The following is a 22,732-nucleotide window of genomic DNA, read 5'->3' as shown; positions in this document are numbered from 1 at the left end:
GTATGTTCGATACAGGTCGGACATCGAGGGAGGTGAGGGATGGGCTGGGGCAACGGGCCGCCGAGCTGGGCGGAAATGGAACGGGTGCTCTCCGGCCGCCCCGGCGCCGCACCCGTCCCCGCCGACGCCGCCCCACCCGGCGACGGCGGGGACAGCCCCGCCTGGTCCCGCAAGCGCGAGCCCTACCGGGCCGGTCCCCGCCCCGCCGCCGAGCCCTCCGTGCCCTACGCCGAACTGCACACCCACTCCGCCTACAGCTTCCTCGACGGCGCCTGCCAGCCCGAAGACCTGGTCGAAGAGGCCGTGCGGCTGGGTCTGCGCGCCCTGGCCCTCACCGACCACGACGGGTTCTACGGGGTGGTGCGCTTCGCTGAGGCGGCCGCCGAATGGGGGCTGCCGACCGTGTTCGGCGCCGAACTCTCACTCGGGACGGCCGCCCGGGCGAGCGCGCACACCGCCCGGCGCGGTCCCGCCCGCCCGGCGCGCCCCGGCCCGCCCGACTCCGAACCCCGCGCCGGCACCCCGGATCCGTCCGGGCCGCACCTGCTGGTCCTGGCCCGCGGACAGGAGGGATACCGCCGACTGTCCCGCGAGATCGCGGCCGCGCACATGGTCGCGGGAGAGAAAGGAATCCTGCGCTACGACCTGGACCGGCTCACCGAAGCCGCCGGCGGGCACTGGCAGATCCTCACCGGCTGCCGCAAAGGCCATGTGCGCCAAGCACTGCAGCACGGCGACGCGGCAGCGGCGGCCGCCCTCGGCGAACTGGTCGACCGATTCGGCCGCGACCGGGTCGCGGTCGAACTCACCCACCACGGCATTCCCGAGGACGACGAACGCAACGCCCGTCTCATCGCCCTCGCGGACCGCGCCGGGCTGCCGGTGATCGCTACCACCGCAGCCCATTTCGCCGCACCGCCGCAGCGGCGCCGGGCCATGGCCTTGGCCGCGATCCGAGCCCGCCGCAGCCTCGACGACATGGCCGGTCACCTTCCGCCCACCGGTGGCGCGCACCTGCGGTCCGGCGCCGAACTGGCCCGGTTGTTCCCGGCCCGCCCGCGGGCGGTGACCGACGCCGCCGAACTCGGCGCGGAATGCGCCTTCGATCTGCGCCTGATCGCGCCGCAACTGCCGCCGTTCGACGTCCCGCCCGGGCACGACGAGAACTCCTGGCTGCGCGAACTCACCTACCGCGGCGCCGCGCGCCGGTACGGTCCGCGTGCCGGTAATCCGGCCGCCTATCAGCAGCTCGAACACGAACTGCTGGTCATCGCCGACCTCGATTTCCCCGGCTACTTCCTGGTCGTGCACGACATCGTCGAGTTCTGCCGGAAGAACGGAATCCTGTGCCAGGGCCGGGGTTCCGCGGCCAACTCGGCGGTCTGTTACGCCATCGGCATCACCAACGTCGACCCGGTCGCCAATCAACTGCTGTTCGAACGCTTCCTGTCCCCGGAGCGGGACGGGCCGCCGGATATCGATGTCGACATCGAGTCCGACCGCCGCGAAGAGGCCATCCAGCACGTCTACGCCAAGTACGGCCGCGAGTTCGCCGCGCAGGTGGCCAATGTGATCACCTATCGCGGCAAGTCCGCGGTCCGCGATGCCGCTCGGGCCCTGGGGTTCTCGCCCGGACAGCAGGACGCCTGGAGCAAACAGGTCAGCCGCTGGACCGGCGTCTCCGCCGAGGAACACACCGACATTCCCGCCCCCGTACTGGCGTTGGCCGGCGAGATCGAGGGCCTGCCCCGGCATCTGGGCATCCACTCCGGCGGGATGGTGATCTGCGACCGGCCCATCGCCGACGTGTGCCCGACCGAATGGGCCCGCATGCCCGGCCGCAGCGTGCTGCAGTGGGACAAGGACGATTGCGCCGCAGTGGGTTTGGTGAAGTTCGATCTGCTCGGACTCGGCATGCTGTCGGCACTGCACTACATGATCGATCTGGTCCGCGAGCACAAAGGCGAGGTCGTCGAACTGCACGCTCTGGACCTGAAGGAGGCGGCGGTCTACGAGATGCTCACGCGCGCCGACTCGGTCGGTGTGTTCCAGGTGGAGTCGCGGGCGCAGATGGCGACCCTGCCCCGATTGCGGCCGCGCAACTTCTACGACCTGGTGGTGGAGGTGGCGCTGATCCGGCCGGGACCCATCCAGGGCGGGTCGGTGCATCCCTACATCCGGCGGCGCAACAAGAAGGAGCCGGTCACCTACGAGCATGAGTCGCTGCGGAATTCGCTCGAACGTACGCTGGGGATCCCGCTGTTCCAGGAGCAGCTCATGCAGATGGCCGTCGACGTCGCGGGATTCAGTGCGGCGGAAGCGGATCAGCTGCGGCGGGCGATGGGCTCCAAGCGCTCCCCGGAGAAGATGGAGCGCCTGCGCGCCCGGTTCTACGCCGGGATGCGCGAACTACACGGCATCACCGGGGAATTGGCCGACCGCATCTACGAGAAGGTCTACGCCTTCGCCAATTTCGGCTTCCCGGAGAGCCATTCGCAGAGCTTCGCCTCGCTGGTGTTCTACTCGGCCTGGTTCAAGCTGCACCATCCGGCGGCGTTCTGCGCGGGACTGCTCAACGCCCAGCCGATGGGGTTCTACTCACCGCAGTCCCTGGTCGCCGACGCCCGGCGGCACGGCGTGGTGGTGCACGGCCCGGACGTCAACCACAGTCTGGCCGACGCCACGCTCGAGGCCGGCGGGACCGAGGTGCGGCTGGGGCTGGGCTCGGTGCGCCGACTGGGCAGCGAGGTGGCCGAGCGGATCGTGGCCGCCCGCGCGGCCGGGCCCTACACCTCGTTCCTGGATGTGACCGGGCGCGTGGAACTTTCGGTGGCGCAGGCGGAAGCGCTCGCCACCGGCGGCGCCCTGGACAGTCTCGGCCTGAGTCGGCGCCGAGCACTGTGGGCGGCCGGTGCCGCGGCCGGCGAACGCTCCGACCGGCTGCCCGGCACCGGCGCGGCGACCGCCGCACCCGCGCTGCCGGGGATGAGCGAGCTGGAACTGGCCGCGGCCGACGTCTGGGCGACCGGGGTGTCGCCGGGCAGCTATCCGACCGAATTCCTGCGCCCGCGCCTGGATGCCCTCGGTGTGGTGCCCGCCGACCGGCTGCTGAGTCTGCCGGACGGATCGAAGGTACTGGTCGGCGGGGCGGTCACGCACCGGCAGCGGCCGGCCACCGCCGCCGGGGTCACCTTCCTCAATCTGGAGGACGAGACCGGGATGGTGAATGTGGTGTGCTCGGTGGGGTTGTGGCAGCGCTACCGGCGGCTGGTGCAGGGCGCGTCCGCGCTGCTGATCCGGGGCCGGCTGCAGAACGCCGAGGGCGCGGCCAGTGTGGTCGCCGAGCACGTCCAGCGAATGGACCTGCGGGTGACCACCCCGTCCCGCGACTTCCGCTGATCAGAAGTCGCTGCTGCTGCCGCCGTCGAACCCGCCGCCGTCGAACCCGCCGTCGGAACCGCCACCGAAGTCGGAATCGCTTCCGCCGCCGCCGTAGTCGGGGGTGTAACCGCCGCCGTCGTAGCTGCCCTGGTTGCCGCCGTCGTAACCACCGTCGTAACCGCCACGGTCGGCTTCCCGCTCACCTTCCAGCTTGCCCAGCTCGTAGCCGAGAAGCCCGCCGCCCACGGCACCCGCCGCCGCGCCGAGGCCACCGGCCATACCGGGGCTCATCCCCCGGCCGCCCTGGGGGTAACCACCGCCGGGATAGCCGCCCGGGTAGCCGCCGCCGGTACCGTAACCGCCCGGCATGCCGCCGCCGGGCATGCCGCCGCCGGTCGGGAACCCGCCGCCGCCTTGGCGCCGGCGCCGGATCACCGCGAACACGGCCGCTGCGATACCGCCGATCAGGATCAGCGGGCACAGCAGGCTCCACAGACTGAACCCGCTGTGGCCGGAGTTGTTGTGCGCCGGGGCTGGTGCGGGCTGCCGGTTCGGCGCCGGAGTCGGGGCGCCCTGGCCGTACGCGGTGGTCAGCGACTGCAAGGCCGCGACCGTGGCGCCGGTGTAATCGCCGTTGCCGTAGGCGTTCTTGAACGCGGTACTGGCCGGTGCGGTGTCCTTGATGTGCGAGTTGCCGCCGGTGCGGATCGCCAGGTGGTGCGACTTGGTGTTGATCGCGATCACCACATCCGTGGCGCCGGTGACGTGCTTGGTCGCCTCGGAATCGAATGCCGCGTTGTCGGTGGCGTTGAGTTCGGTGGTGAAGATCTGCACCGGATCCGGCAGCGCGTTACCGGCCTGGGTGACCTTGCCGGCGTCGAGCACGTGTGAGTCGTCGTGCAGCGTGACCGGACCGGCCGCCGCCGGACCGGCCAGCAGCATCGACACCCCGGCCACCATCGCCAGCAGAACCATGAGCCGCCTGGCCATACCCCACCTCCTGGGTATGGGGACCTGTCTGGCCCCCGCCGTCGCGAGCGTACGCCACGGTTGTGACAGAGGTCCGGAATGCCGGAGTAGCCGCACACCACATCGATGCCCAGGTGTGCGGCTGTGCGAACGAGCGTGACACGGCCTGAACTGGCTGGATACCGTCGCAGAGTCGGATCGGACTACCAGGATCGGGGGATCGAATGGGCACGAATCCGCTGGCAGCGAACCGGGGGACCGAGCGCCCCGCCGGGCGCCGCAATGCTGAGCTATCGGCCGCCGAGGGATGGGGTACTAGGAGATCGGAGCAGGGTAGTCGGCAAGCCGGGCAATCGGTTGTCGGTGGCCGGGGCGCTGCGAGCTCGGGTGCGGAGAGTTGCGCCGGGCAATCGGTTGTCGGTGGCCGGGGCGCTGCGAGCTCGGGTGCGGAGAGTTGCGCCGGGCAATCGGCTGTCGGCCGCAGGAGCACTGCGAGCTCGGATGCTGCGAGTCGGGGCGCCGAGAGTCCGGATATCGGAAACCGGCCCGGTGGGAGACCGACCGAGAGCACCGAGAGATCGGGCGCGGGCGATGTCGAGAGTCCCGGTGCCGCTGCGGATCCGGTGGAGCTCGACGCGTTGCGGCGATTCGCGGCGACGGTGCGGCGCGCCGGGCGGGAGCTGGAACCGGTGGCCGCTCTCGATGTGGTGGTCCGGATCTCGGAACTGGTCCCGCAGAGCGCGGCCCTTCCGGCGTGGTGCGAATCGGCCTGTTGCACCGCGGAGTTGGTGCAGCGGCTGGCCGGTTGCTTCGAGCTGCTCGCCCTGCGGGTGGACCGCGCGATCGCCGAGTCTGCCGCGGCCGACGGTGTATTCGCCACTGCCGCAACCGGGGTGCTCGCATGACCCCGCCTCGGGCGGTGCTGGAGTCCTGGCGCGCGCTCGCCACGGCTCAGCTGGTCGGAGTCCAATTCGGCCGCCACACCGCCGATCTGGATCGCACGAGCGCCGAGGTCCGGGCGGCCTGCCACGAGCTGGCGGGTCCGGATCGGCATGGCGTGGCTTACGACCGGTTGGTGGCCTACATCGAGGCGGCCCACCGCGGCACCCGTTTGCTGTGCGACGAAGTGGAAGCCCTGTGCGACGCCGGGACCAGGACGCTGTCGGCTCTGTACTACACCGCCCAGGCGCTGCTCGACTGTGTCGCCGACGCCGAGGACACGGGCTGTCTGGTGGCCGACGACTGGTCGGTGCTGCCGGCTGCCCCGATACCTGATGCGGCGCAGACCGCCGTCGCGGAGGAATGGGCCGAGGTGATCGCCGAGGGTGTCCGGGCGGTCGATCGTGCCGACGAACGCAGCCGGGTCGCGGTGCGCGACGCCGGCCTCGCCATCGCGGCGCTGTCCGCGGAATTCGACCGGCTCGGGCTCTTTCCCGCGGCCGCCGGCGCGCTCGCGGCGGGCGTGCGGGCGGCCACCACGGGATCGACCGCGAAAGACATTGCGGGACAAGAGGATATGCCCGACCTTCCCGATGCCGGCATGTATTCGAGCGGCCCGCCCGCGACAACATGCGTCGGCGACGCAGACGGGAGGTGCTGAACCGGTCGACCGGGTCCGGCGATCCGGCCGCCGCGCGCCACGGTCGCGGTGCTCGGTTCAGGCTTGCGCCCGCGCCCGTCGGCGCTGCCAGAGCAACCAGCGCACACCCGCGCCGGCGCAGACCGCCGCCAGCGACCCGGTGCGGTGCGGCCGTGCCAGAATCCACTGGACCGGCGGATCGAGGATCGGGAGGAACGGGCGGTGGCACGGGTGGTCCGCGCGACGATCAAACCGAACAGTGCCAAGGGGCCACTGGTGCAGACCCTCGAGGACGGCACCCTGCAGCTCTACGTGCGGGCGCCCGCCGTGGAGGGCAAGGCCAACAAGGCCGCGTGCGAACTGCTCGCCGCGCACTTCGGCGTACCCAAGAGCACAGTCCGGTTGACCGCCGGTGCCACATCCCGCTTCAAGCGATTCGAGATCGACGACTGACCGGCGGCCACCGCGGCTATTCGCCGCCGGGGAAGCCGAGCTGCCGCCACGCCTCGTACACCGCGACCGCCGCCGCGTTGGACAGGTTCATCGACCGCCGCCCGGGCAGCATGGGGATGCGGATCTGCTCGGTGACCGTCGGATCGGCCAGCACGTCCGTGGGCAGCCCGGTCGGTTCCGGGCCGAACAGCAGGGCGTCGCCGTCTCGGTATTCGACGTCGGTGAACCAGCGGCTGCCCTGTGCGGTGAACGCGAACACCCGCTCCGGCTCGATCGCGGTCCAGGCGGCGGTCAGGTCCGGGTGGACGGTGACCGAGGCGAGGTCGTGGTAGTCGAGTCCGGCCCGGCGCAGTTTCGGTTCGGACAGGTCGAATCCGAGCGGCTCGATCAGGTGCAGCCGGCATCCCGTGCCGGCGGCCAGCCGAATGGCATTACCCGTGTTCGGTGGGATCCGGGGCTCGAAGAACACGAGATGCAGCACGGCTCAAGCATGGCACGGGGCCTTCTGCGAGAATCGGGCCGTGCCAGACACCTCCGCGACTCCCACCTCCGCACCGCATGCACCGGGCCGCTTCGGACAGTTCTGCCGGGAGTACCTGCCCATGCTGCTGGTCGCCGCGGTGCTGGTGGTGGCGGCGGTGCTGGTGTGGCAGGACCACTGGCGGCGCGGTGCCTACGTGATCGGCGCGGCGATCGTCGGGGCGTCCGTGCTGCGGCTGTGCCTGCCGGCCGAGCGCGTCGGCCTGCTGGCCGTGCGCAGTCGCGGGTTCGACGTCGGCGCCTACTGCGTGCTCGGCGTGGCGATCATCTCGGTGGCCGGCACCATCAATTCCCTCGGGGTGGTCTGACTTCGTAGCGGCGGGTCAGGCCCGGGCGGCACGGGCCTGGCGGGCCAGGTCCATGGTCTCGGTCAGTAGGTTGCCGACGGCCTGGGTCTCGGTGAGGAACCCGTCGTGCCCGTCGCGGGAGTGCACGACCTCCAGACCCTTGCAGCCCGGCAGCAGATCGGCCAGTTCCTGCTGGGTGTTCAGCGGGTAGAGCCGGTCGGAGTCGACGCCGCCGACGATGCACGGCACCGGCGTCGCGCGCAGCGCGGCCTCGATACCGCCGCGGCCGCGGCCCACGTCGTGCCGGTTCATGGCCTCGGTGAGCAGTACGTAGGTGGCGGGATCGAAGCGCCGGATCAGCTTGTCGGCCTGGTGTTCCAGGTAGCTCTGCACCGCGTAGCGGCCCCCGGTGTCGGGGTTCTCCTCGCCCTGGGCCCGATTGGCGAACCGGTGATCGAGCTCGAAGTCGGTCCGGTAGGTCAGGTGCGCGATGCGCCGCGCGATGCCCATACCGGTGGTCGGGATCCGGCCGGTCCCGAGGTACTGCCCGTCCTGCCAGTCGGGGTCGGCCTGGATGGCCGCGATCTGCGTGGTCTGGGTACCGATCTGGTCGGCGGTGGCGCGGGCGCCGACCGCCAGGACCAACGCGGCGTCCACCCGCTGGGGGTGCCCGACGATCCACTCCAGCACCCGCATGCCGCCCATCGAGCCGCCGACGACCGCCGCGATCCGCTCGATACCGAGCAGATCGAACAGCGCGACCTCGGCGTTCACCTGATCACGCACGGTCACCGTGGGGAAGCGCGCGCCCCACGGCAGCCCGTCGGGCGCGGTCGAGGTCGGCCCGGTGCTGCCCTTGCAGCCGCCCAGCACATTGGTGGCGATGACACACCACTCGCGGGTGTCTACGGGCGCGCCGGGGCCGACGACACCCTCCCACCAGCCGGAGGCGACGTTCTCGTCCTCGGCGCTGCCGATGACGTGGGAGTCGCCGGTGAGGGCGTGCTCGACCAGTACGACGTTGTCGGCTGTGGGGTTCAGCTCACCCCAACGTTGAACGGCGAGAACGACATCGGGGATCACGACCCCGCTCTCCAACCGGATGTCGCCGATTTCGATGGTGCCCAGCCGGCCGTCCGAGGGCGGCAACAGGGCCGCCGTGCGCTGCGTCACGCTCGCGTCGGTACTCACGATCAAAGTGCCGCCGCCGTCACGCCGGCCGGGCACTGCGACGCCGCGCGTCGTGAATGCGTACGGGACGCCGGGTGAACGAGAGTGGGCAACACCTGTCCGATATTAGCGTCATGCCTGTTCCGGCACCTGAAATGGGGACAGCGATCACGCATGCCGGGGACCTCCAAGAACTGTCGCGCTTGCTCTCGGCCGTCGAGAGCCCGGTCATCACCCGGAGCACCCCGCCGCTACAAGGAGGGTTGCCGTCCAGCGAGCCGGGGCTTGGCGCTGGCGCTCATGACCTGGATCGCATGGTAACCGATTCGGGCACCGCCGGATATCAGGGGGCCGGAACGGGATCCGGATGCACGGGGATGGTGCCGAGGTCGGCGGGGATCGCGGTGGTGAGTTCGCCCGAGCCGGTGTCGGCCCGGGGGATCGCGGCGAGCCGGAAGAACTCGTCGAAGGCGATCTGGACCTCGGCGACCGAGGATTCCGGCGTCACCGGCTTCTGTCCGCAGACGAAGGCTTCGCAGTTCATGCCGGTGTGCACGATCGAGTTCCACATCGACACCAGCAGCCGCACCTGTACGGCATCGGCCGGCAGGCTCATCCGCTCGCCGACCACGGCGCACAGCGCCCGACTCTTGGTGTCGGTGTAGTCGAGGCTGCGGCGCTTCACGCTCGGCGCGGCCTGCACGATCCGCTGCATGCGCTGGAACCAGGTGAACGGCACCTGGCTGCCGGGCTCGTCGGCGTGCAGCACCACGTTCATGTACGCGATGCGCAGGGCGTCGAGCTGCTGCTCGGTGGGCGGAACCTTGCGCAGTTCGGCGGCGATCGCCGCGGTGAAGTCTTCGATCGGCCCGAGGACGATGTCTTCCTTCAGCTCGAAGTAGCGGTTGACGGTCCGGGTGGACACGTCGGCCGCCTCGGCGATCTGCTCGACGGTGGTGGCCTCGAACCCGTTCTCGTCGCACATGGCGAGTCCGACCTCGACGATCCGGCGCCGGGTCTGCAGCTTCTTGCGCTCACGCAGGCCGGGTGCTGCGGAGCGACACGTGGAATCGAACACATCCCTATGGTAGCCCGACTGAGAGCGTAGTGTCCGAAGTTGTCAAATGTCTCACTGCGACAAATTTCTCTTGACGCCAATTGTCGGGCAGTGCCAGGATGACAACAGTGCTGATCGAACTCCGTCACGGACGCCGGAGCGACTCCCATTCCCAGCAATTCCTCTTCGGAAAGTGCCTCCCATGACCATCACCGAGACCGCTGATCTCGATCTCCCAGTCGATTCCGGCACCGCCGAGTCGACGACCGGCAAGTCCGGTTCCGCGCGCTGGTGGGCACTGGGCGTCCTCGCCCTGGCCCAGCTCATGGTGGTGCTCGACGCCACCATCGTCACGATCTCGCTGCCGTTCGCCCAGCGCGACCTGCACATCAGTGACGGCAACAAACAGTGGGTGCTCACCGCCTACACACTGATCTTCGGTGGTCTGCTGCTGCTCGGCGGCCGCCTCGCCGACTACCTCGGCCGGCGCAAGATGTTCCTGATCGGCCTGGTCGGCTTCGCCGGTGCCTCCGCGCTGGCCGGTCTGGCCCAGTCCGGAACCGAGCTGTTCGCCGGTCGTGCCCTGCAGGGCGCGTTCGCGGCGGTCCTGGCCCCGGCCGCGCTGTCGCTGATCTCGGTGACCTTCACCGAGCCCAAGGAACGTGCCCGCGCGTTCGGTGTCTTCGCCGGCGTCTCGGCCGGTGGCGCGGCGATCGGCCTCATCATCGGTGGCGCGCTCACCGAGTACGCCAACTGGCGCTGGACCCTGCTGGTCAACACCCCGATCGCCCTGCTGGCGATGGTCGGTGCCTTCCTCTTCGTGATCAAGGACGTGCCCGCGCCGCGCACCGGTGGTTACGACATCCCGGGTGCCGTCACGGTGACCCTGGGCCTGATCTCGGTGGTGTACGGCTTCAGCCGGGCCGCCGACAACGGCTGGACCGCGCCCTCGACCCTGGCCCTGCTGATCGGTGGTGCCGTGCTGCTGGCGCTGTTCGTGGTCATCGAGAACCGGTCCACGCACCCGCTGCTGCCGCTGCGCATCCCGGGTGAGATCAACCGTGGTGGCTCGTATCTGGTGGCGCTGCTGGTGCCGATCGCGATGTTCGCGATGTTCATCAACCTCAGCTACTACATGCAGGTCACCCTGGGCTACACCTCGCTGAAGACCGGTCTGCTGTTCCTGCCGTTCCCGGCCGGGATCATGGTCTCCGCCGGTGTCGCCAGCTCGCTGCTGCCGAAGGTCGGTCCCCGGCCGCTGATGATCGCCGGTTCGCTGTTCGGTATCGCCGGCCTGCTCTACATGGGTCAGCTGGAACTCGGTGACAGCTATGTGGCGCACGTGATGCCGGCGATGATCATCATCGCGCTGGGCATGGGCATGCTGTTCGTGTCGATGCAGACCACCGCGCTGCACCAGGTCGAGGCGAAGGACTCGGGTGTGGCCAGTGCGCTGTTGAACGCCGCGCAGCAGGTCGGTGGCGCGATCGGTACCGCGCTGCTGACCACGATCTCGGTGCAGGTGGCCAAGCGGTATGTCACTAACCACGCCGGTGACGGGATGAGCCCGCACGAGCTGATGCAGCGGGCCTCGATCCACAGCTACGACGTCGCGTTCCTGATCGGGGCCGGGTTCTTCCTGGCGGCCGGGCTGATCGTCGCGCTGATGGTGCGGGACAAGCCGAGCAACCTGCTCGAGGGGGCCGAGCACGTCGCGATCGGCGTCTGACCGCAACCTGATTCGCGAGAGCCGGGACCCCGCAAAGGGTTCCGGCTCTCGCCGGGTCCGGGGCTGCGCGCGACCTCGCCGAGGGGGGATCGCTTCCGGTGAGAACGGTCGTAGCAGTACGCTTGTCATGCTTTGGCACCACATGTCACGTGGACAACACGGGGCGTATACGTTGTCTGTTGAACAGCTAGGGGTCCGCTCACAAGCTCCCCTGCCGCGCAATGGGAGCACCCTTCCTAGGAGGACACGAAGATCCATGTCCAAGATCAAGGTTGAAGGCACCGTCGTAGAGCTCGACGGCGACGAGATGACCCGGATCATCTGGCAGTTCATCAAGGACAAGCTGATCCACCCGTATCTCGATGTGAACCTCGAGTACTACGACCTCGGCATCGAATACCGGGACAAGACCGATGACCAGGTCACCATCGATGCCGCGAACGCCATCAAGGAGCACGGCGTCGGCGTCAAGTGCGCCACCATCACGCCGGACGAGGCCCGCGTCGAAGAGTTCGGCCTCAAGAAGATGTGGCGATCGCCGAACGGCACCATCCGAAACATTCTCGGTGGCACGATTTTCCGGGCCCCGATCATCATCTCCAACGTGCCGCGCCTGGTGCCGGGCTGGACCAAGCCGATCATCATCGGCCGCCACGCCTTCGGCGACCAGTACCGCGCCACCGACTTCAAGGTCTTCCAGTCGGGCACGGTGACCATTCAGTTCACCCCCGACGACGGCAGTGAGCCGATCGTGCACGAGGTCGTGCAGATGCCCGCGGACGGCGGTGTCGTCATGGGTATGTACAACTTCAAGAAGTCGATCGAGGACTTCGCGCGGGCGTCGCTGAACTACGGACTGCAGCAGAACTACCCGGTCTACATGTCGACCAAGAACACCATCCTCAAGGCCTACGACGGCATGTTCAAGGACACTTTCCAGGAAGTGTTCGAGAACGAGTTCAAGGATCAGTACGACGCGGCCGGCCTGACCTACGAGCACCGGCTGATCGACGACATGGTCGCCTCCGCGCTGAAGTGGGAGGGCGGCTACGTCTGGGCCTGCAAGAACTACGACGGCGACGTGCAGTCCGACACGGTCGCGCAGGGCTTCGGTTCGCTGGGTCTGATGACCTCGGTGCTGCTGACCCCGGACGGGAAGACCTGTGAGGCGGAGGCCGCGCACGGCACCGTGACCCGGCACTTCCGGCAGCACCAGCAGGGCAAGCCGACCTCCACGAACCCGATCGCCTCGATCTTCGCGTGGACCCGGGGCTTGGCGCACCGCGGCAAGCTGGACAACACCCCCGAGGTCATCGGGTTCGCCCAGTCGCTCGAGGATGTCGTCATCAAGACCGTCGAGGGCGGTCAGATGACCAAGGACCTCGCGCTGCTGGTCGGCGGCGACCAGGGCTACCTGACCACCGAGGAGTTCCTCGGTGCGCTGGATGTGAACCTGGCGCGCGCACTGCGCTGAGTGCACCGCGCGGCCCGAATCGCGGGCCGCGGACGACGACGGGCACCCGCAACCACCGGTTCGGTGGTAGGCGGGTGCCCGAAGTGTTTCCGGTCTTATTTCGGGCTGCGGGCGACGATCCAGCCCCAGCGGCAGAAGCCGGCGGCGAGGACCACGAGCACGACGAAGGCGACGCTGACCATCGAGCCGTAGCTCTCGATCCAGCTGTGGAGCCGGGGGAGGGTGGCCAGGCAGGCCACGAGCATGCCGATGCCGACGACGATGGCGGGGATGCCGAGCGGCGCGAGTTCGGTGTCGCGGCCGGGCTGTCGGATGGATGCGATGTTGTCGGGTTTCACGGTTCCTCCTCTGGTTTGCCGCCGGGCGCGGGCACCGGCGGTGCGGCGGCTGGCCGTGATCGGTATGCGATCGGGAATCACGAATAGCTAACGAGTAGCTATCAACAACCTACAGTCGTTCCGATCGGAAGTAAAGCGCGAAGTTCGGTAGCCCGAAGTTCGGGTCGACGCCATCGGGTGAGTGACGTGACGCATCGGATCGGTATGAATTCGGCCACCTCGGATGCCGATCGGGGGCTGGTGCCGACGCCCGCTCTGGTCGTAAACTCCTGTGGCACTGTGGAATTCGCTCGACGTGATGGTCGCGTGACCGCCTTGCATCCCCAGGGAAACAATTCTGTACAGAATCATTAGCTGGTAGTTTGATGGTGGAACCAACGCAGAGCCCGCGGGCCATCTCGGCCCGCACCCGGAGGGGTCGGACAACGATGTCCGGCCCCTTTTCCGTTCCGGTTCAGACCGCGCGCAGGTGGGGACGCCCGGCCTGCATGTGCTCGGCGATCAGGGCGGCGATCCGGTCCGGCGCCTCCAGCATCGGCACATGCCCGACACCGTTGACCAGGATGCGGTCCGCCGACTCCGGCAGATTGCGCAGGAAGTGCCGGGCATACCGGCGATTGGGGATGACGCGGTCGTACTCGCACATCAGCAGCCGGGTCGGGACGGCCAGTTCGCGCAGATCACCGAGACCGGGATAGCGGATACTGCCCGCCAGCAACGGCAGCAGCGCAGCGCAGTTGGTCGCCGCGGTGATCGTGGCGACCAGATCCTCGGGCGGGACCGCGTCGAAATGCTTGGCGATCGCCAGTCCCGCCGCGCGCCGGGCGATACTGCCCGATCGCAGGCCCTCCGGGACCCACCGGCCCAGCCCGGTGATCGGCACCAGGCCCAGGAACTGCACGCCCAGCCAGTACTGGATCACCGAGGTCTGGTTCCAGCCGCCGGCCGGCGCGATGGCGGTAAGTGTGCGGGCGCGACCGCGGCGAGCCAGCTCGAACGCGACCCAGCCGCCCAGCGAGTTGCCCGCGATATGGCACGTGCGCCAGCCCAGCTCGTCGAGTTGCCCCTCCACGACGTCGGCCAGCCGGCTCGTGTCCACCAGCCGGCCGTTGAGCGGCGGACCGCCCCAATGTCCGGCCAAGGCGGGAGCGAACACCTCGCACCGGTCCGACAGCCGGGTCGCGACGCGGTGCCAACAGTGCGGGGAGAGCATGAACGGATGCAGCAGCAGGAGCGGATCGCCCGCCCCCGTGTGCAGGGCGGTGATCGGCTCGTGCCGACCGGTGGATGACGTCATCGTCATCACCTCTTCCGAGAACAATCCAGCAACAGTGCTGGTCCGGACCGGCGAACGCCTGCGCCCGCGCGGAATGGTGTTATCCGCATTGTACGGTGAGCCGTGCCCAATATCATCAGCACGATCAACGTGAACGGCATCCGCGCGGCGACCGGGAAGACGGGCAAGGGGATGCTCGAGTGGCTCGCGACGACCGAAGCCGACATCATCTGCCTGCAGGAGACCCGGGCGACCGACGAGCAGACCCGGGCGGCCCTGGCCCCGGTGCTCGCCGCGGGCTGGCACCTGACCCATGCCGAACCGGCCGCGAAAGGCCGTGCGGGCGTGGGAATCCTGTCCCGGCGGGAACCGGTGGCGACCCGGATCGGTTTCGGCAGTGCCGAATTCGACGGGCTGGGTCGCTACGTCGAGGCCGAGTTCGACGAGGTCACGGTGGCAAGCATCTACGTGCACACCGGTGAGGCGGATACGCCCATGCAGGACGAGAAGTACCGCTTCCTCGATCAGGTCGGCGCCCACATGACCGCGCAGACAAGAGATTTCGTGATCTGCGGCGACTGGAACGTGGCGCACACCGAACTCGACATCAAGAACTGGAAGGGCAACATCAAGAACGCGGGCTTCCTGCCCGGCGAACGCGCGTGGATCGACCGCATGCTCGCGGCCGGTTACGTCGACGTGGTCCGGCAGCTGCATCCCGGCGTCGAGGGCCCGTACAGCTGGTGGTCGTACCGCGGCCGCGCCTACGACAACGACACCGGCTGGCGCATCGACTACCACCTGGCCCGGGGTGCGATCGCGGCGCGGGCGAAGCAGGCCGTCGTGGAGAAGGCGTCGACCTACGCACTGCGCTGGTCCGACCACGCGCCGGTGACGGTGCAGTACCGATGAACCTCTCGGACAAGCGGATCCGCGCGATATTCGGGGTCATCGGCCTGCTGGTGGTGATCGGGTTCGCGGTGACCGGGCTGCTGCGGGAACAGCATTCGTCGAGTTCGGCTCCGCGGGCGGCCAGTTCGGTGTCGGCGACCAAGCCGGCGTTCACTTCCGCGCCGCCGGTCACCGCGCACGCGCCGGGGGTGCCGGATCGCGCCTACGTCACGTTGGCCGAGATCGATGCCGGCCGCTGGCCGGGGTCGGCGAACGCGCCCGGTACGCACGGCGGTGATCCCTGGATGAACCGGAGCGGGCAGCTGCCGCGGACGGATCCGAGCGGGAAAACGCTCAGCTATCAGGAATGGGACGTCAATCCGAAGCGGCCGGGCCAGACCCGGGACGCTCAGCGGATCATCACCGACAACATCGGTGACGCGTACTACACCGGGGACCATTACCAGACATTCACCCGAATGCGTTGACCTGCGGCGCAGTTCAAGTGGACAAGGTGGCCGGGTCCGGTGCGGACGCCGTGCTCATGCTGTTGCTGGGCCAGGACGCCACCGTCGCTCGACGGTTTCGCCTACGACAGTCCGCACGGCACAGTCGAATTCCGTGGCGGGGTCGCGCATCAGCGGCTGTTCATGGGGGCCGCCGCGGGCGTCGACTTCGACGTGGTCGCGACACTGTGAGCGCTCCGGTGCGCGACGATGGGCGGGTCGCCATTGCGCGACAGTCCCTTGCGGCAGTGTCGAGTTCGGCGGGCCCGAAGATGCGCGTGGCCGCCCGGCAGTGGCTCGGATTCGAGATTCGTTCCGGCAGGAGCGAGTTCGAGGTGACGTGCTGCGGGTGGCTTGCGGTCAATCGCGCGGGTGGACCAGATCCTCGCCCAGCAGCACGAATACGTCGGTGATGTGCTCGACGAGTTCGTCGCGGGTCATCGGCAGGTCGCCGTGCAGCCAGCTCGTCAAGGCCTGCACCAGGCCGCCGACCAGGTAGGTGGCCCGGAAGCTGATCGCCGGATTCGCTTCGGCGGCACCGAGTCCGAAGAAGTCGACGCCCTGGGTGGCGACCAGTGCGGCGAAGGCGGTGTTCGTGGCAGCGGTGCGGGCGCGCAGTTGCGGGGTTGCGGCACTGATGATCAGGGCCACCCGAGCCTTGCGCGGATCGTCGGTGAGGACGCCGATGCCGGCCGCGATCGCGGCGCGCGCGGTGGCCCGGGTGTCGCCGCGGGTCTGCGAGACGTCGCGGGTGACCGCGGCCGCCAGTTCGGTGGCGATCTCGTCGAACAGCGCGGTGAGGACGGCGTCGCGGCTGTCGAACTGCTCGTAGTAGTAGCGCTCGTTCAACCCCGCTTCGGCACACAGCCCGGCGACGGTCAGTTTCTCCAGCCCCTGGGTGCCGATTATCTCCAGTGCGGCGGACAGCAGGGCCGCTCGTCGCTGCGCCCGTCGTTCGTCGGCTGACACCCCGCCGTAGGTCCGCTGCCCGGTCACGTACCGATTCTGGCACGACGGAATTCTGGATGTGAGTATTGCCAGAATCGCCGATCTGGAGGATGCTGTTGCCAGATGCCCGAGTGGGCCTGCTCCGCCGGTAGGTTCCCGCCGCGACGCGTTCGCTCGCGGTCGGCGACCTGCCGGCTCGGCGGGCCGGCGGCTGGGCATCGCGCGCGGGAAGCAATCCGGCGCGGGGACGCCGTCGCACGCGGACGGACAGCTCGACAGGAGGCGACGATGCCGCAGACCGGGTACTTCTCCGACGATTCGATGCTGCGGCGGGTGATGCGCAAGCGGGCGGTCGGGCTCACCTACGGCACCCGTGCGCTGGTGATCGGCGCGGTCCACCCGCTGCTGTACGTCGGGACCGCCGAGAACTCGCAGCACCGCAGCACCCCGTACACCCGGTTGGCGCTCACCGGCCGGCTGTTCGAGGCGGTGTTCCTCGGCACCCGCGAGGAGGCCGACCGCGCCCTCGCCTTCACCCGCCGCAAGCATGCGACGGTGTCCGGAGCGCTGCCCGAGGACGCGGGCCGCGCCTATCCGGCCGGCACCCGATACTCCGCGCTGGACCCGAACCTGATGTTCATGACCATGGCCTTCACCTTCGACTCCGTCGAGGCCACCCACGACCTGCTGGTCGGCCGCCTCACCGCGACCGAACGCGCCGACCTCTACCAGGACTTCGTCCGCTGGGCTGAACTCTTCGGCATGCCCCGCGCCGCCGCCCCCGCCGACCACCGTTCCTTCCGTGCCGAATTCGACGTCTACCTGGCCTCGGACCTCCCGCACCTCACCGCCGAGGCCCGCCTGGTCGGCGAATACCTGTCCGGTCAGCGAGTCGCCCACCGCCTCCCGCTCCCGACCCGCGGCCTCACCTCCGGCATGGCCCTGCTCATCCAGGGCAGCCTGCCGCCCCGCGTGCGCGAGCTGTACCGGATGCCATGGGACATCACCGACGAGCTCGCGTTCCGGTCGCTGGTCGCCGCGGTCCGCGCGGCACATGTCACGCCCCCGCTGCTGCCCCGACCGTTGCAGCCGTTCCTGGCCGGGCCGAGCAGCGCGCTGTACCGGCGCCTGGCGGTGGGGGAGAAGCGGTTGGTCGCCGCGGGCAAGGAGAGCATGCCCGGGGTGGACCCGCGGAATTACCGTGAGCGGCATGCCGGTTGAGCCGGTTTCGACCCCGCAACTCCCCGAAATGCGACGTGCGTACTAATCGCGTAAAGTGAATGACACGAGCCGTAATGAATGTGTAAACGGACGTAACATAGCCGAAACAATAGCTCACAACGACAATTCGGGCGCGGTGATATGTATCACAGGCCCTGACATGCATTTTGGGGCCCGCTGGCCCAAAACCGCTGCTGGGCAGTCGGTTTCGTGTTAACTCCGTGGGTCCATCCGGTATCGATACTGTTCGTATGGTCCTGTTTTAAACCGTACCGATGGTACGTTCTTGTCGTTGTTGTTCCGCCCCCCTGTAGGAGTTTCCGTGGGTTCTACCGCTCTCGCCGCCGCTTCTGGTTCCGGCCTCGCTGGCTCGGCTGCTGCCACTTTTGGTGACCCGGCTTTCGTCGGCTTGCTGACCTTCATTGGCACCGGCGCCGCCCTTATCGGCACCGGCATTGCGCTCGGTCCGATCCTCAACCCGCCGGCTGCGGGCTAATTGATCTTCAGTAGCTGACTGACAACCCGGGCTCCATTCGAGTAATCGAATGGGGCCCGGGTCGTTTCGGTTCTTTTCTAAATTTTCCGTCTGAACGGTGTTGCAGTAGTCGATAGTTCCACCGTTGCGGAATTATCGGCGTACAGCGCCGGCAACAGCTGATCACCGATCCGGCCCCGGAACTTCATTCCGGGGCCGGATCTGTGATATCTGCCGCCCGGGTACCGAACATGGAGCGCGACCTCGGGTAGTCCGCCCGGAACGGGTCAGTGCGGGAGTGCGCCTGCGATGGTGATGATGCTGGCACCGATGCCCGTGACCGTACCTACGAGGCTGAGGGCCGCAGAGCCCAAGCCGACGAGATCGGTACCGGCCGGCAGGGCGGCGGAAAGGGCGGCACAGGAACCCATAGGAAACTCCTTTGATTGGGTGGAACTACAACGCGTTCAAGGTATCGGCCGGGCCGTTTCCGGCCGGTAAAGCGGAATCTCGCTGGCGTTTAGGAATAGATATACGAATTCGAGGATCTGTGGCTGTCTCGCGTCGGCTCGGCCGGGGCGGGGCGGTTTACGGGCGTCGGCCCTGCGCTGCCGGGCGCCTCTGGGGTGGCTCGGTCATTGCGCTGGCGGCGGTGCCGGGGTCCGGGGGCATTCTGTGCAGGTCGGCGATCAGGCTGGGCGGGTGTGGATGGTGATCCGCGGTGGATCTGCCGTTGGTGGAGGTGGGGCTGGCTGAACGACTTCGGTGGGCGGCGGCGGTCCGGAGTCGGCGTGGGACTTCCGCATCGCTGTAGGTTCGTTGTGCTTCGGGTCACCTGCGCGGATCTCGGATCCGGGCCCGCGCGGTGCCGATGGTCGATGCTGGATCAGCGCCATGACCGGGCGTTCGCCACATAATGTGCTAGAAGTTAGCCGAGATCGGCCTATTGCAAGATGGCGATGGTCACAAATCGTGCTGGAGATAAGTACGCACTCCGAATTGCATTGTCTTGCAATGTAATTCAATCAACGTAAATGGGGTGTATATATTCACTCCACTTCGTTAACGTTATCGAAACGAGATAGCTGATACGTTTGCTCCTGTTGTTCCAAGGCGCACCGTGCGCCCCTTGTCGTAGGAGTTTTCTCATGGGTTCTGCTGCTGCTGGTTCGGCCATCCTCGGTGCTCCGGCTTTCGCCGGCGCTGTCGCTCTCCTCGGCCTCGGCGTCGCCGGGGTCGGTACAGCGGCGACGATGGTCGGCACCGTCGCTTCCATCGTCGGTGCGGGCGCCGCGGTCGTCCCGCTGCTGCCGCACTGATAGGTACTGCCTCGGACTTTCCCTGGGACGGCCCGGTTCCTTTCGATCGAATTCGAAAGGAACCGGGCCGTTTCCGTGCCTGCGGGAATCCCGTTCGGCCCGGCGAGGTCCCGGGCCGGGCGTCGCGGATAACCCGCTGGACCGGCATGCGAAGATCGACGCATGTCCAGCCCTGCAGCAGCCGAAGCGCCCAGGCAGCGGGTCCTCTCCGGGATCCAGCCGACCAGCGACTCCTTCCATCTCGGTAACTACCTCGGTGCGCTGCAGTATTGGAAGAACTTCCAGGACGACTACGACGCGCTCTACTTCATTCCCGACCTGCACGCCATCACCGTGGCGCAGGAGCCGAAGGCGCTGCGGCAGCGCACGAAGCGCGCGGTCGCGCAGCTGATCGCCCTGGGCATCGACCCGAAGAAGTCGACCCTGTTCGTGCAGAGTCAGGTGCCCGAGCACGCCGAACTGACCTGGGTGCTGAACTGCATCACCGGATTCGGCGAGGCCGGCCGGATGACCCAGTTCAAGGACAAGTCCGCCAAGCAGGGCGCCGAGAACACCACGGTCGGCCTGTTCACCTATCCGGTGCTGATGGCCGCCGACATCCTGCTCTACCGCCCGCACTTCGTGCCGGTCGGCGAGGACCAGCGCCAGCACCTCGAGCTCACCCGGAACTTGGCGCAGCGCTTCAACACTCGCTTCAAGAAGACCTTCGTCGTGCCCGAGCCGTACATCGTGTCCGGCACCGCCAAGATCTACGACCTGCAGGACCCGACCGCGAAGATGAGCAAGTCCGCGACCTCCGACGCGGGCCTGATCAACCTGCTCGACGATCCGAAGGTCTCGGCCAAGAAGATCAAGTCGGCGGTCACCGACACCGAACGTGAGATCCGCTACGACCCGGAGCAGAAGCCGGGCGTCAGCAATCTGCTGGTCATCTTGTCCTCGCTCACCGGTACCCCGATCGTCACCCTCGAACAGGACTATGCCGGTAAGGGATACGGCGACCTCAAGTCCGGCGTCGCCGACGCGCTGGTGGAGTTCGTGACACCGGTCCAGGCGAAGGTCGCGGAGTATCTTTCCGACGAGGGGGAACTCGACCGGATCATCGCGGCCGGTGCCGAACGTGCCCGCGAGATCGCGGGCAAGACGCTGGCACAGGTCTACGACCGGGTCGGTTTCCTGGCCCGCTGACATCCGTGGCGGGACAGCTGCACGTGCGGGAGGACAGGTGTTCGACGGCATCAAGAGCCGAATCGAGCGGAATGTCGAGGCACGGCCGTGGCTCGACCATCTGGTGCGGGCCGGAGGGCGCTACCAGCGGCAACGCGGTGACTATTACGCGGCCGGCATCACCTACTACACGGTGCTGGCCCTGTTCCCGCTGGCCATGGTCGGATTCGCGGCGGCAGGTTTCGTCCTGTCCCGCAAGCCCGGCCTGCTCGCCGACCTGCACCGCAAGATCCTGGAGAACATGCCCGGTGCGTTCGGGTCACAGCTGACCGACCTGGTCAATCACGCCATCGCCTCGCGAGCGAGCGTCGGGGTGTTCGGTCTGGTGGCGGCCGCATACGCCGGGCTGGGCTGGGTGGCGAACCTGCGGGCCGCGCTGACCGAGCAATGGGAACAGCAGTCCGACACCGGGAACTGGTTCGCGCGCAAGTTCTCCGACCTGGGTGCGCTGGTCGGGCTGGGTATCGCGATGGTGGTGTCGGTGGGCCTGTCCACGGTCGCCGACAGCAGTCTCGGCGAGGTCGTGCTGCGCTCGATCCACCTCGATCAAGCACCCCTGGTGCCGCAGCTGCTGCGGCTGCTGTCCACCGCCTTGGCCGTGCTGGCGTCGTGGGCGCTGTTCGTCTGGATCATCGCCCGCATGCCGCACGAACCGCTGACCCTCGCCAGCGCCGCCCGCGCGGCCCTGCTCGCGGCCCTGGTGTTCGAGGTGTGGAAGAAGGTCGCCACCATCTACCTGCAGATCGTGCTGAAGAGCCCGGCCGGCGCCACATTCGGCCCGATCATCGGCCTCATGGTGTTCGCCTTCTACACCGCCCGCATCGTCCTGTTCGCCACCGCCTGGGCGGCGACCGCGACCGAGAACATGACCGAAGAACCGGTTCCCGTTCCCGGCCCGGCCATCATCCGCCCCCGCGTCACCACCGGCGCACCAGCGATGACCGGAACCGTCCTGTTCGGCCTCGGCGCGATTGTCGGGGCGTTGCTCGGGGGCATGCGGCGGGGTTCTCGGCGCTGAAGTGAAATCCTCCGGCCGGAGCCCAGGAGCCTGAAGGTCGCTGCGCTTCTTCGATATTCGTCCCCGGCAGAATCATCGAGGGACTTCGGCGCCGAATGCTCAAGGAACGGTGAGGTTGGAGCGGCCGAGCAACCCGCAGGTGCGGTGGCGGACCGGATTGCCCGGGCTGATGTGGCGGGTTGAACCAGGAAGCGAATCCGGTGCGTGCGCACCTTCCGCTGCCGAAAGGTGAAACTTGCTGCGCTCGTGCACCGTTCGATTCATCAGACGGATGATGCGGGCATGGTGGGTCATTCGGTCATCTCCTCAGGGCAGGACACACAGGGCAGGACAGGACAGGTCGGGTAGGGCCCGGTCAGTCGGTTGTGGTCGAGAGGGCGAGGCGATTCATGCGGTCGGCTTCCGCGTTCGCACCACCGGCGCGGAGGTAGGCGGCTGCCATGCGGTAGACGGACCGCTGGATGGTGAGCACAGCGTGAGGGGCAGAGGTTGTGTGGGCGTGGTGAGCTGTGAGCCCGGCGAAGTCGGTAGCTTCAGCCGGGTCGTCCCGCAGTGTCGGCAAGGCCGGGGCGAGCGGTGTCGGCAAGGCCGGGGCGTTCAGCCGAGCCGGCGTGGTTGTGCCGGGGACCTGGCCCAGGTCGGCGGCGATCAAGAACTGCTGTAGGGAGTCGCCGACCCCCTGGTAGTGCCGTGCGCATCGGACCGCGGTCTCGGTTCGTACGCGAAAGGTCTTCGCGTGCACCTGATCCCACAGGTCCGCAGGGTCGCCGGTATCCCCGGCATCTCGTGTGAACACGACTGGCTCCTCCCGTTGGCCTGCGCCTCAACCCTTTCGACGTAGCGGGACTCCGCCGGGTTCCCGGCTGTTTCAGGC

General features: G+C 68.3%; 25 protein-coding genes and 1 riboswitch. Of the genes, 15 read left to right on the top strand and 10 right to left on the bottom strand.

Annotation, left to right across the window (positions count from 1 at the left end; genetic code table 11):
- The first annotated feature begins 39 nt into the window (after nt 1–39).
- On the top strand, nt 40–3,399 hold the full coding sequence (locus tag EBN03_RS16440) for an error-prone DNA polymerase (protein ID WP_122188914.1): 3,360 nt from the start codon (nt 40–42) through the stop codon (nt 3,397–3,399).
- Here EBN03_RS16440 and EBN03_RS34195 read toward each other — a convergent pair whose 3' ends face one another.
- Complete coding sequence (locus EBN03_RS34195; RefSeq protein ID WP_158675648.1) at nt 3,400–4,371, bottom strand: hypothetical protein; 972 nt, start codon at nt 4,369–4,371, stop codon at nt 3,400–3,402.
- A gap of 602 nt (nt 4,372–4,973) precedes the next feature.
- Here EBN03_RS34195 and EBN03_RS16425 point away from each other — a divergent pair.
- From EBN03_RS16425 to EBN03_RS16415, 3 genes are all read left to right on the top strand, one after another.
- The gene (locus EBN03_RS16425; protein ID WP_122188912.1) at nt 4,974–5,255 is read left to right on the top strand and encodes a hypothetical protein; all 282 of its coding nucleotides are present in this window, start codon (nt 4,974–4,976) and stop codon (nt 5,253–5,255) included.
- Nucleotides 5,252–5,950, top strand: coding sequence for a hypothetical protein (locus EBN03_RS16420; RefSeq protein WP_122188911.1), 699 nt, complete (start codon nt 5,252–5,254; stop codon nt 5,948–5,950). Before EBN03_RS16425 ends, EBN03_RS16420 begins: the two co-directional genes overlap by 4 nt.
- Nucleotides 5,951–6,151: 201 nt before the next feature.
- Complete coding sequence (locus EBN03_RS16415; RefSeq protein WP_122189083.1) at nt 6,152–6,382, top strand: DUF167 domain-containing protein; 231 nt, start codon at nt 6,152–6,154, stop codon at nt 6,380–6,382.
- Between the two features lie 16 nt (nt 6,383–6,398).
- On the opposite strand, the gene EBN03_RS16410 is transcribed toward EBN03_RS16415, so the two are convergent.
- Nucleotides 6,399–6,863 (bottom strand): tRNA (cytidine(34)-2'-O)-methyltransferase, encoded by a 465-nt coding sequence (locus EBN03_RS16410; RefSeq protein ID WP_122188910.1) that lies wholly within the window; start codon nt 6,861–6,863, stop codon nt 6,399–6,401.
- Nucleotides 6,864–6,984: 121 nt separating this feature from the next.
- On the opposite strand from EBN03_RS16410, the gene EBN03_RS16405 reads away from it, so the two are divergent.
- A complete protein-coding gene (locus EBN03_RS16405; RefSeq protein WP_122188909.1) occupies nt 6,985–7,230 on the top strand; it encodes a DUF3017 domain-containing protein in 246 nt (81 codons plus the stop codon).
- A gap of 15 nt (nt 7,231–7,245) precedes the next feature.
- Here EBN03_RS16405 and metX read toward each other — a convergent pair whose 3' ends face one another.
- A complete protein-coding gene (gene metX / locus EBN03_RS16400; protein ID WP_199742805.1) occupies nt 7,246–8,406 on the bottom strand; it encodes a homoserine O-acetyltransferase MetX in 1,161 nt (386 codons plus the stop codon).
- Between the two features lie 167 nt (nt 8,407–8,573).
- A riboswitch (SAM riboswitch) is annotated at nt 8,574–8,685 on the bottom strand.
- Nucleotides 8,686–8,722: 37 nt separating this feature from the next.
- Entirely contained in the window at nt 8,723–9,457 is a 735-nt protein-coding gene (locus EBN03_RS16395) for a TetR/AcrR family transcriptional regulator (protein WP_122188908.1), read from the bottom strand.
- Nucleotides 9,458–9,638: 181 nt separating this feature from the next.
- On the opposite strand from EBN03_RS16395, the gene EBN03_RS16390 reads away from it, so the two are divergent.
- Entirely contained in the window at nt 9,639–11,165 is a 1,527-nt protein-coding gene (locus tag EBN03_RS16390) for an MFS transporter (protein ID WP_122188907.1), read from the top strand.
- A gap of 256 nt (nt 11,166–11,421) precedes the next feature.
- The gene (locus EBN03_RS16385) at nt 11,422–12,639 is read left to right on the top strand and encodes an NADP-dependent isocitrate dehydrogenase (RefSeq protein WP_122188906.1); all 1,218 of its coding nucleotides are present in this window, start codon (nt 11,422–11,424) and stop codon (nt 12,637–12,639) included.
- 95 nt (nt 12,640–12,734) lie between these two features.
- Here EBN03_RS16385 and EBN03_RS16380 read toward each other — a convergent pair whose 3' ends face one another.
- On the bottom strand, nt 12,735–12,977 hold the full coding sequence (locus EBN03_RS16380; protein ID WP_147471609.1) for a hypothetical protein: 243 nt from the start codon (nt 12,975–12,977) through the stop codon (nt 12,735–12,737).
- A 454-nt stretch (nt 12,978–13,431) separates the two neighbouring features.
- The gene (locus EBN03_RS16375) at nt 13,432–14,274 is read right to left on the bottom strand and encodes an alpha/beta fold hydrolase (protein ID WP_122189081.1); all 843 of its coding nucleotides are present in this window, start codon (nt 14,272–14,274) and stop codon (nt 13,432–13,434) included.
- Between the two features lie 102 nt (nt 14,275–14,376).
- On the opposite strand from EBN03_RS16375, the gene EBN03_RS16370 reads away from it, so the two are divergent.
- The 3 genes from EBN03_RS16370 to EBN03_RS34190 are packed head-to-tail and all read left to right on the top strand — an operon-like array spanning nt 14,377 to nt 15,842.
- Nucleotides 14,377–15,165 carry an exodeoxyribonuclease III gene (locus EBN03_RS16370; protein ID WP_122188904.1) on the top strand — a complete coding sequence of 263 codons (789 nt, stop codon included), beginning with the start codon at nt 14,377–14,379 and terminating at the stop codon, nt 15,163–15,165.
- A complete protein-coding gene (locus EBN03_RS16365) occupies nt 15,162–15,632 on the top strand; it encodes a ribonuclease domain-containing protein (protein WP_122188903.1) in 471 nt (156 codons plus the stop codon). Before EBN03_RS16370 ends, EBN03_RS16365 begins: the two co-directional genes overlap by 4 nt.
- A gap of 39 nt (nt 15,633–15,671) precedes the next feature.
- A complete protein-coding gene (locus tag EBN03_RS34190; protein ID WP_158675647.1) occupies nt 15,672–15,842 on the top strand; it encodes a hypothetical protein in 171 nt (56 codons plus the stop codon).
- A gap of 168 nt (nt 15,843–16,010) precedes the next feature.
- On the opposite strand, the gene EBN03_RS16360 is transcribed toward EBN03_RS34190, so the two are convergent.
- A complete protein-coding gene (locus tag EBN03_RS16360; RefSeq protein WP_233608418.1) occupies nt 16,011–16,646 on the bottom strand; it encodes a TetR/AcrR family transcriptional regulator in 636 nt (211 codons plus the stop codon).
- A gap of 240 nt (nt 16,647–16,886) precedes the next feature.
- Here EBN03_RS16360 and EBN03_RS16355 point away from each other — a divergent pair, with 240 nt between their 5' ends.
- Both EBN03_RS16355 and EBN03_RS34185 read left to right on the top strand, forming a co-directional pair.
- Nucleotides 16,887–17,819 carry an oxygenase MpaB family protein gene (locus EBN03_RS16355; protein ID WP_122188901.1) on the top strand — a complete coding sequence of 311 codons (933 nt, stop codon included), beginning with the start codon at nt 16,887–16,889 and terminating at the stop codon, nt 17,817–17,819.
- A gap of 322 nt (nt 17,820–18,141) precedes the next feature.
- A complete protein-coding gene (locus tag EBN03_RS34185; protein WP_158675646.1) occupies nt 18,142–18,315 on the top strand; it encodes a hypothetical protein in 174 nt (57 codons plus the stop codon).
- 266 nt (nt 18,316–18,581) lie between these two features.
- On the opposite strand, the gene EBN03_RS34180 is transcribed toward EBN03_RS34185, so the two are convergent.
- Complete coding sequence (locus EBN03_RS34180) at nt 18,582–18,725, bottom strand: hypothetical protein (protein WP_158675645.1); 144 nt, start codon at nt 18,723–18,725, stop codon at nt 18,582–18,584.
- Between the two features lie 717 nt (nt 18,726–19,442).
- Between EBN03_RS34180 and EBN03_RS34175 the strand changes: the two genes are divergently transcribed.
- From EBN03_RS34175 to yhjD, 3 genes are all read left to right on the top strand, one after another.
- On the top strand, nt 19,443–19,613 hold the full coding sequence (locus EBN03_RS34175; RefSeq protein WP_158675644.1) for a hypothetical protein: 171 nt from the start codon (nt 19,443–19,445) through the stop codon (nt 19,611–19,613).
- Between the two features lie 162 nt (nt 19,614–19,775).
- Complete coding sequence (gene trpS / locus EBN03_RS16350; protein ID WP_122188900.1) at nt 19,776–20,801, top strand: tryptophan--tRNA ligase; 1,026 nt, start codon at nt 19,776–19,778, stop codon at nt 20,799–20,801.
- A gap of 37 nt (nt 20,802–20,838) precedes the next feature.
- Nucleotides 20,839–21,858, top strand: coding sequence for an inner membrane protein YhjD (yhjD, locus tag EBN03_RS16345; RefSeq protein ID WP_122188899.1), 1,020 nt, complete (start codon nt 20,839–20,841; stop codon nt 21,856–21,858).
- 99 nt (nt 21,859–21,957) lie between these two features.
- Here yhjD and EBN03_RS33770 read toward each other — a convergent pair whose 3' ends face one another.
- On the bottom strand, nt 21,958–22,152 hold the full coding sequence (locus EBN03_RS33770; protein ID WP_147471608.1) for a hypothetical protein: 195 nt from the start codon (nt 22,150–22,152) through the stop codon (nt 21,958–21,960).
- 61 nt (nt 22,153–22,213) lie between these two features.
- Nucleotides 22,214–22,654 carry a hypothetical protein gene (locus tag EBN03_RS16340; protein ID WP_122188898.1) on the bottom strand — a complete coding sequence of 147 codons (441 nt, stop codon included), beginning with the start codon at nt 22,652–22,654 and terminating at the stop codon, nt 22,214–22,216.
- Nucleotides 22,655–22,732 lie beyond the last annotated feature (78 nt).

Source organism: Nocardia stercoris, from assembly GCF_003696265.1.
GTDB classification, from domain to species: domain Bacteria; phylum Actinomycetota; class Actinomycetes; order Mycobacteriales; family Mycobacteriaceae; genus Nocardia; species Nocardia stercoris.
The sequence above is the reverse complement of the archived record's forward strand: the minus strand, read 5'-3'. Positions and strand labels throughout refer to the sequence as shown.

What these genes read in the sequence shown, in the direction of transcription:
- EBN03_RS16440 (WP_122188914.1), top strand. Translation starts at nt 40, where the DNA reads ATGGGCTGGGGCAACGGGCCGCCGAGCTGGGCGGAAATGGAACGGGTG.
- EBN03_RS34195 (WP_158675648.1), bottom strand. Translation starts at nt 4,371, where the DNA reads ATGGCCAGGCGGCTCATGGTTCTGCTGGCGATGGTGGCCGGGGTGTCG.
- EBN03_RS16420 (WP_122188911.1), top strand. Translation starts at nt 5,252, where the DNA reads ATGACCCCGCCTCGGGCGGTGCTGGAGTCCTGGCGCGCGCTCGCCACG.
- EBN03_RS16405 (WP_122188909.1), top strand. Translation starts at nt 6,985, where the DNA reads ATGCTGCTGGTCGCCGCGGTGCTGGTGGTGGCGGCGGTGCTGGTGTGG.
- EBN03_RS16390 (WP_122188907.1), top strand. Translation starts at nt 9,639, where the DNA reads ATGACCATCACCGAGACCGCTGATCTCGATCTCCCAGTCGATTCCGGC.
- EBN03_RS16385 (WP_122188906.1), top strand. Translation starts at nt 11,422, where the DNA reads ATGTCCAAGATCAAGGTTGAAGGCACCGTCGTAGAGCTCGACGGCGAC.
- EBN03_RS16375 (WP_122189081.1), bottom strand. Translation starts at nt 14,274, where the DNA reads ATGACGTCATCCACCGGTCGGCACGAGCCGATCACCGCCCTGCACACG.
- EBN03_RS16365 (WP_122188903.1), top strand. Translation starts at nt 15,162, where the DNA reads ATGAACCTCTCGGACAAGCGGATCCGCGCGATATTCGGGGTCATCGGC.
- EBN03_RS16355 (WP_122188901.1), top strand. Translation starts at nt 16,887, where the DNA reads ATGCCGCAGACCGGGTACTTCTCCGACGATTCGATGCTGCGGCGGGTG.
- EBN03_RS34180 (WP_158675645.1), bottom strand. Translation starts at nt 18,725, where the DNA reads ATGGGTTCCTGTGCCGCCCTTTCCGCCGCCCTGCCGGCCGGTACCGAT.
- EBN03_RS34175 (WP_158675644.1), top strand. Translation starts at nt 19,443, where the DNA reads ATGGGTTCTGCTGCTGCTGGTTCGGCCATCCTCGGTGCTCCGGCTTTC.
- trpS (WP_122188900.1), top strand. Translation starts at nt 19,776, where the DNA reads ATGTCCAGCCCTGCAGCAGCCGAAGCGCCCAGGCAGCGGGTCCTCTCC.
- EBN03_RS33770 (WP_147471608.1), bottom strand. Translation starts at nt 22,152, where the DNA reads ATGACCCACCATGCCCGCATCATCCGTCTGATGAATCGAACGGTGCAC.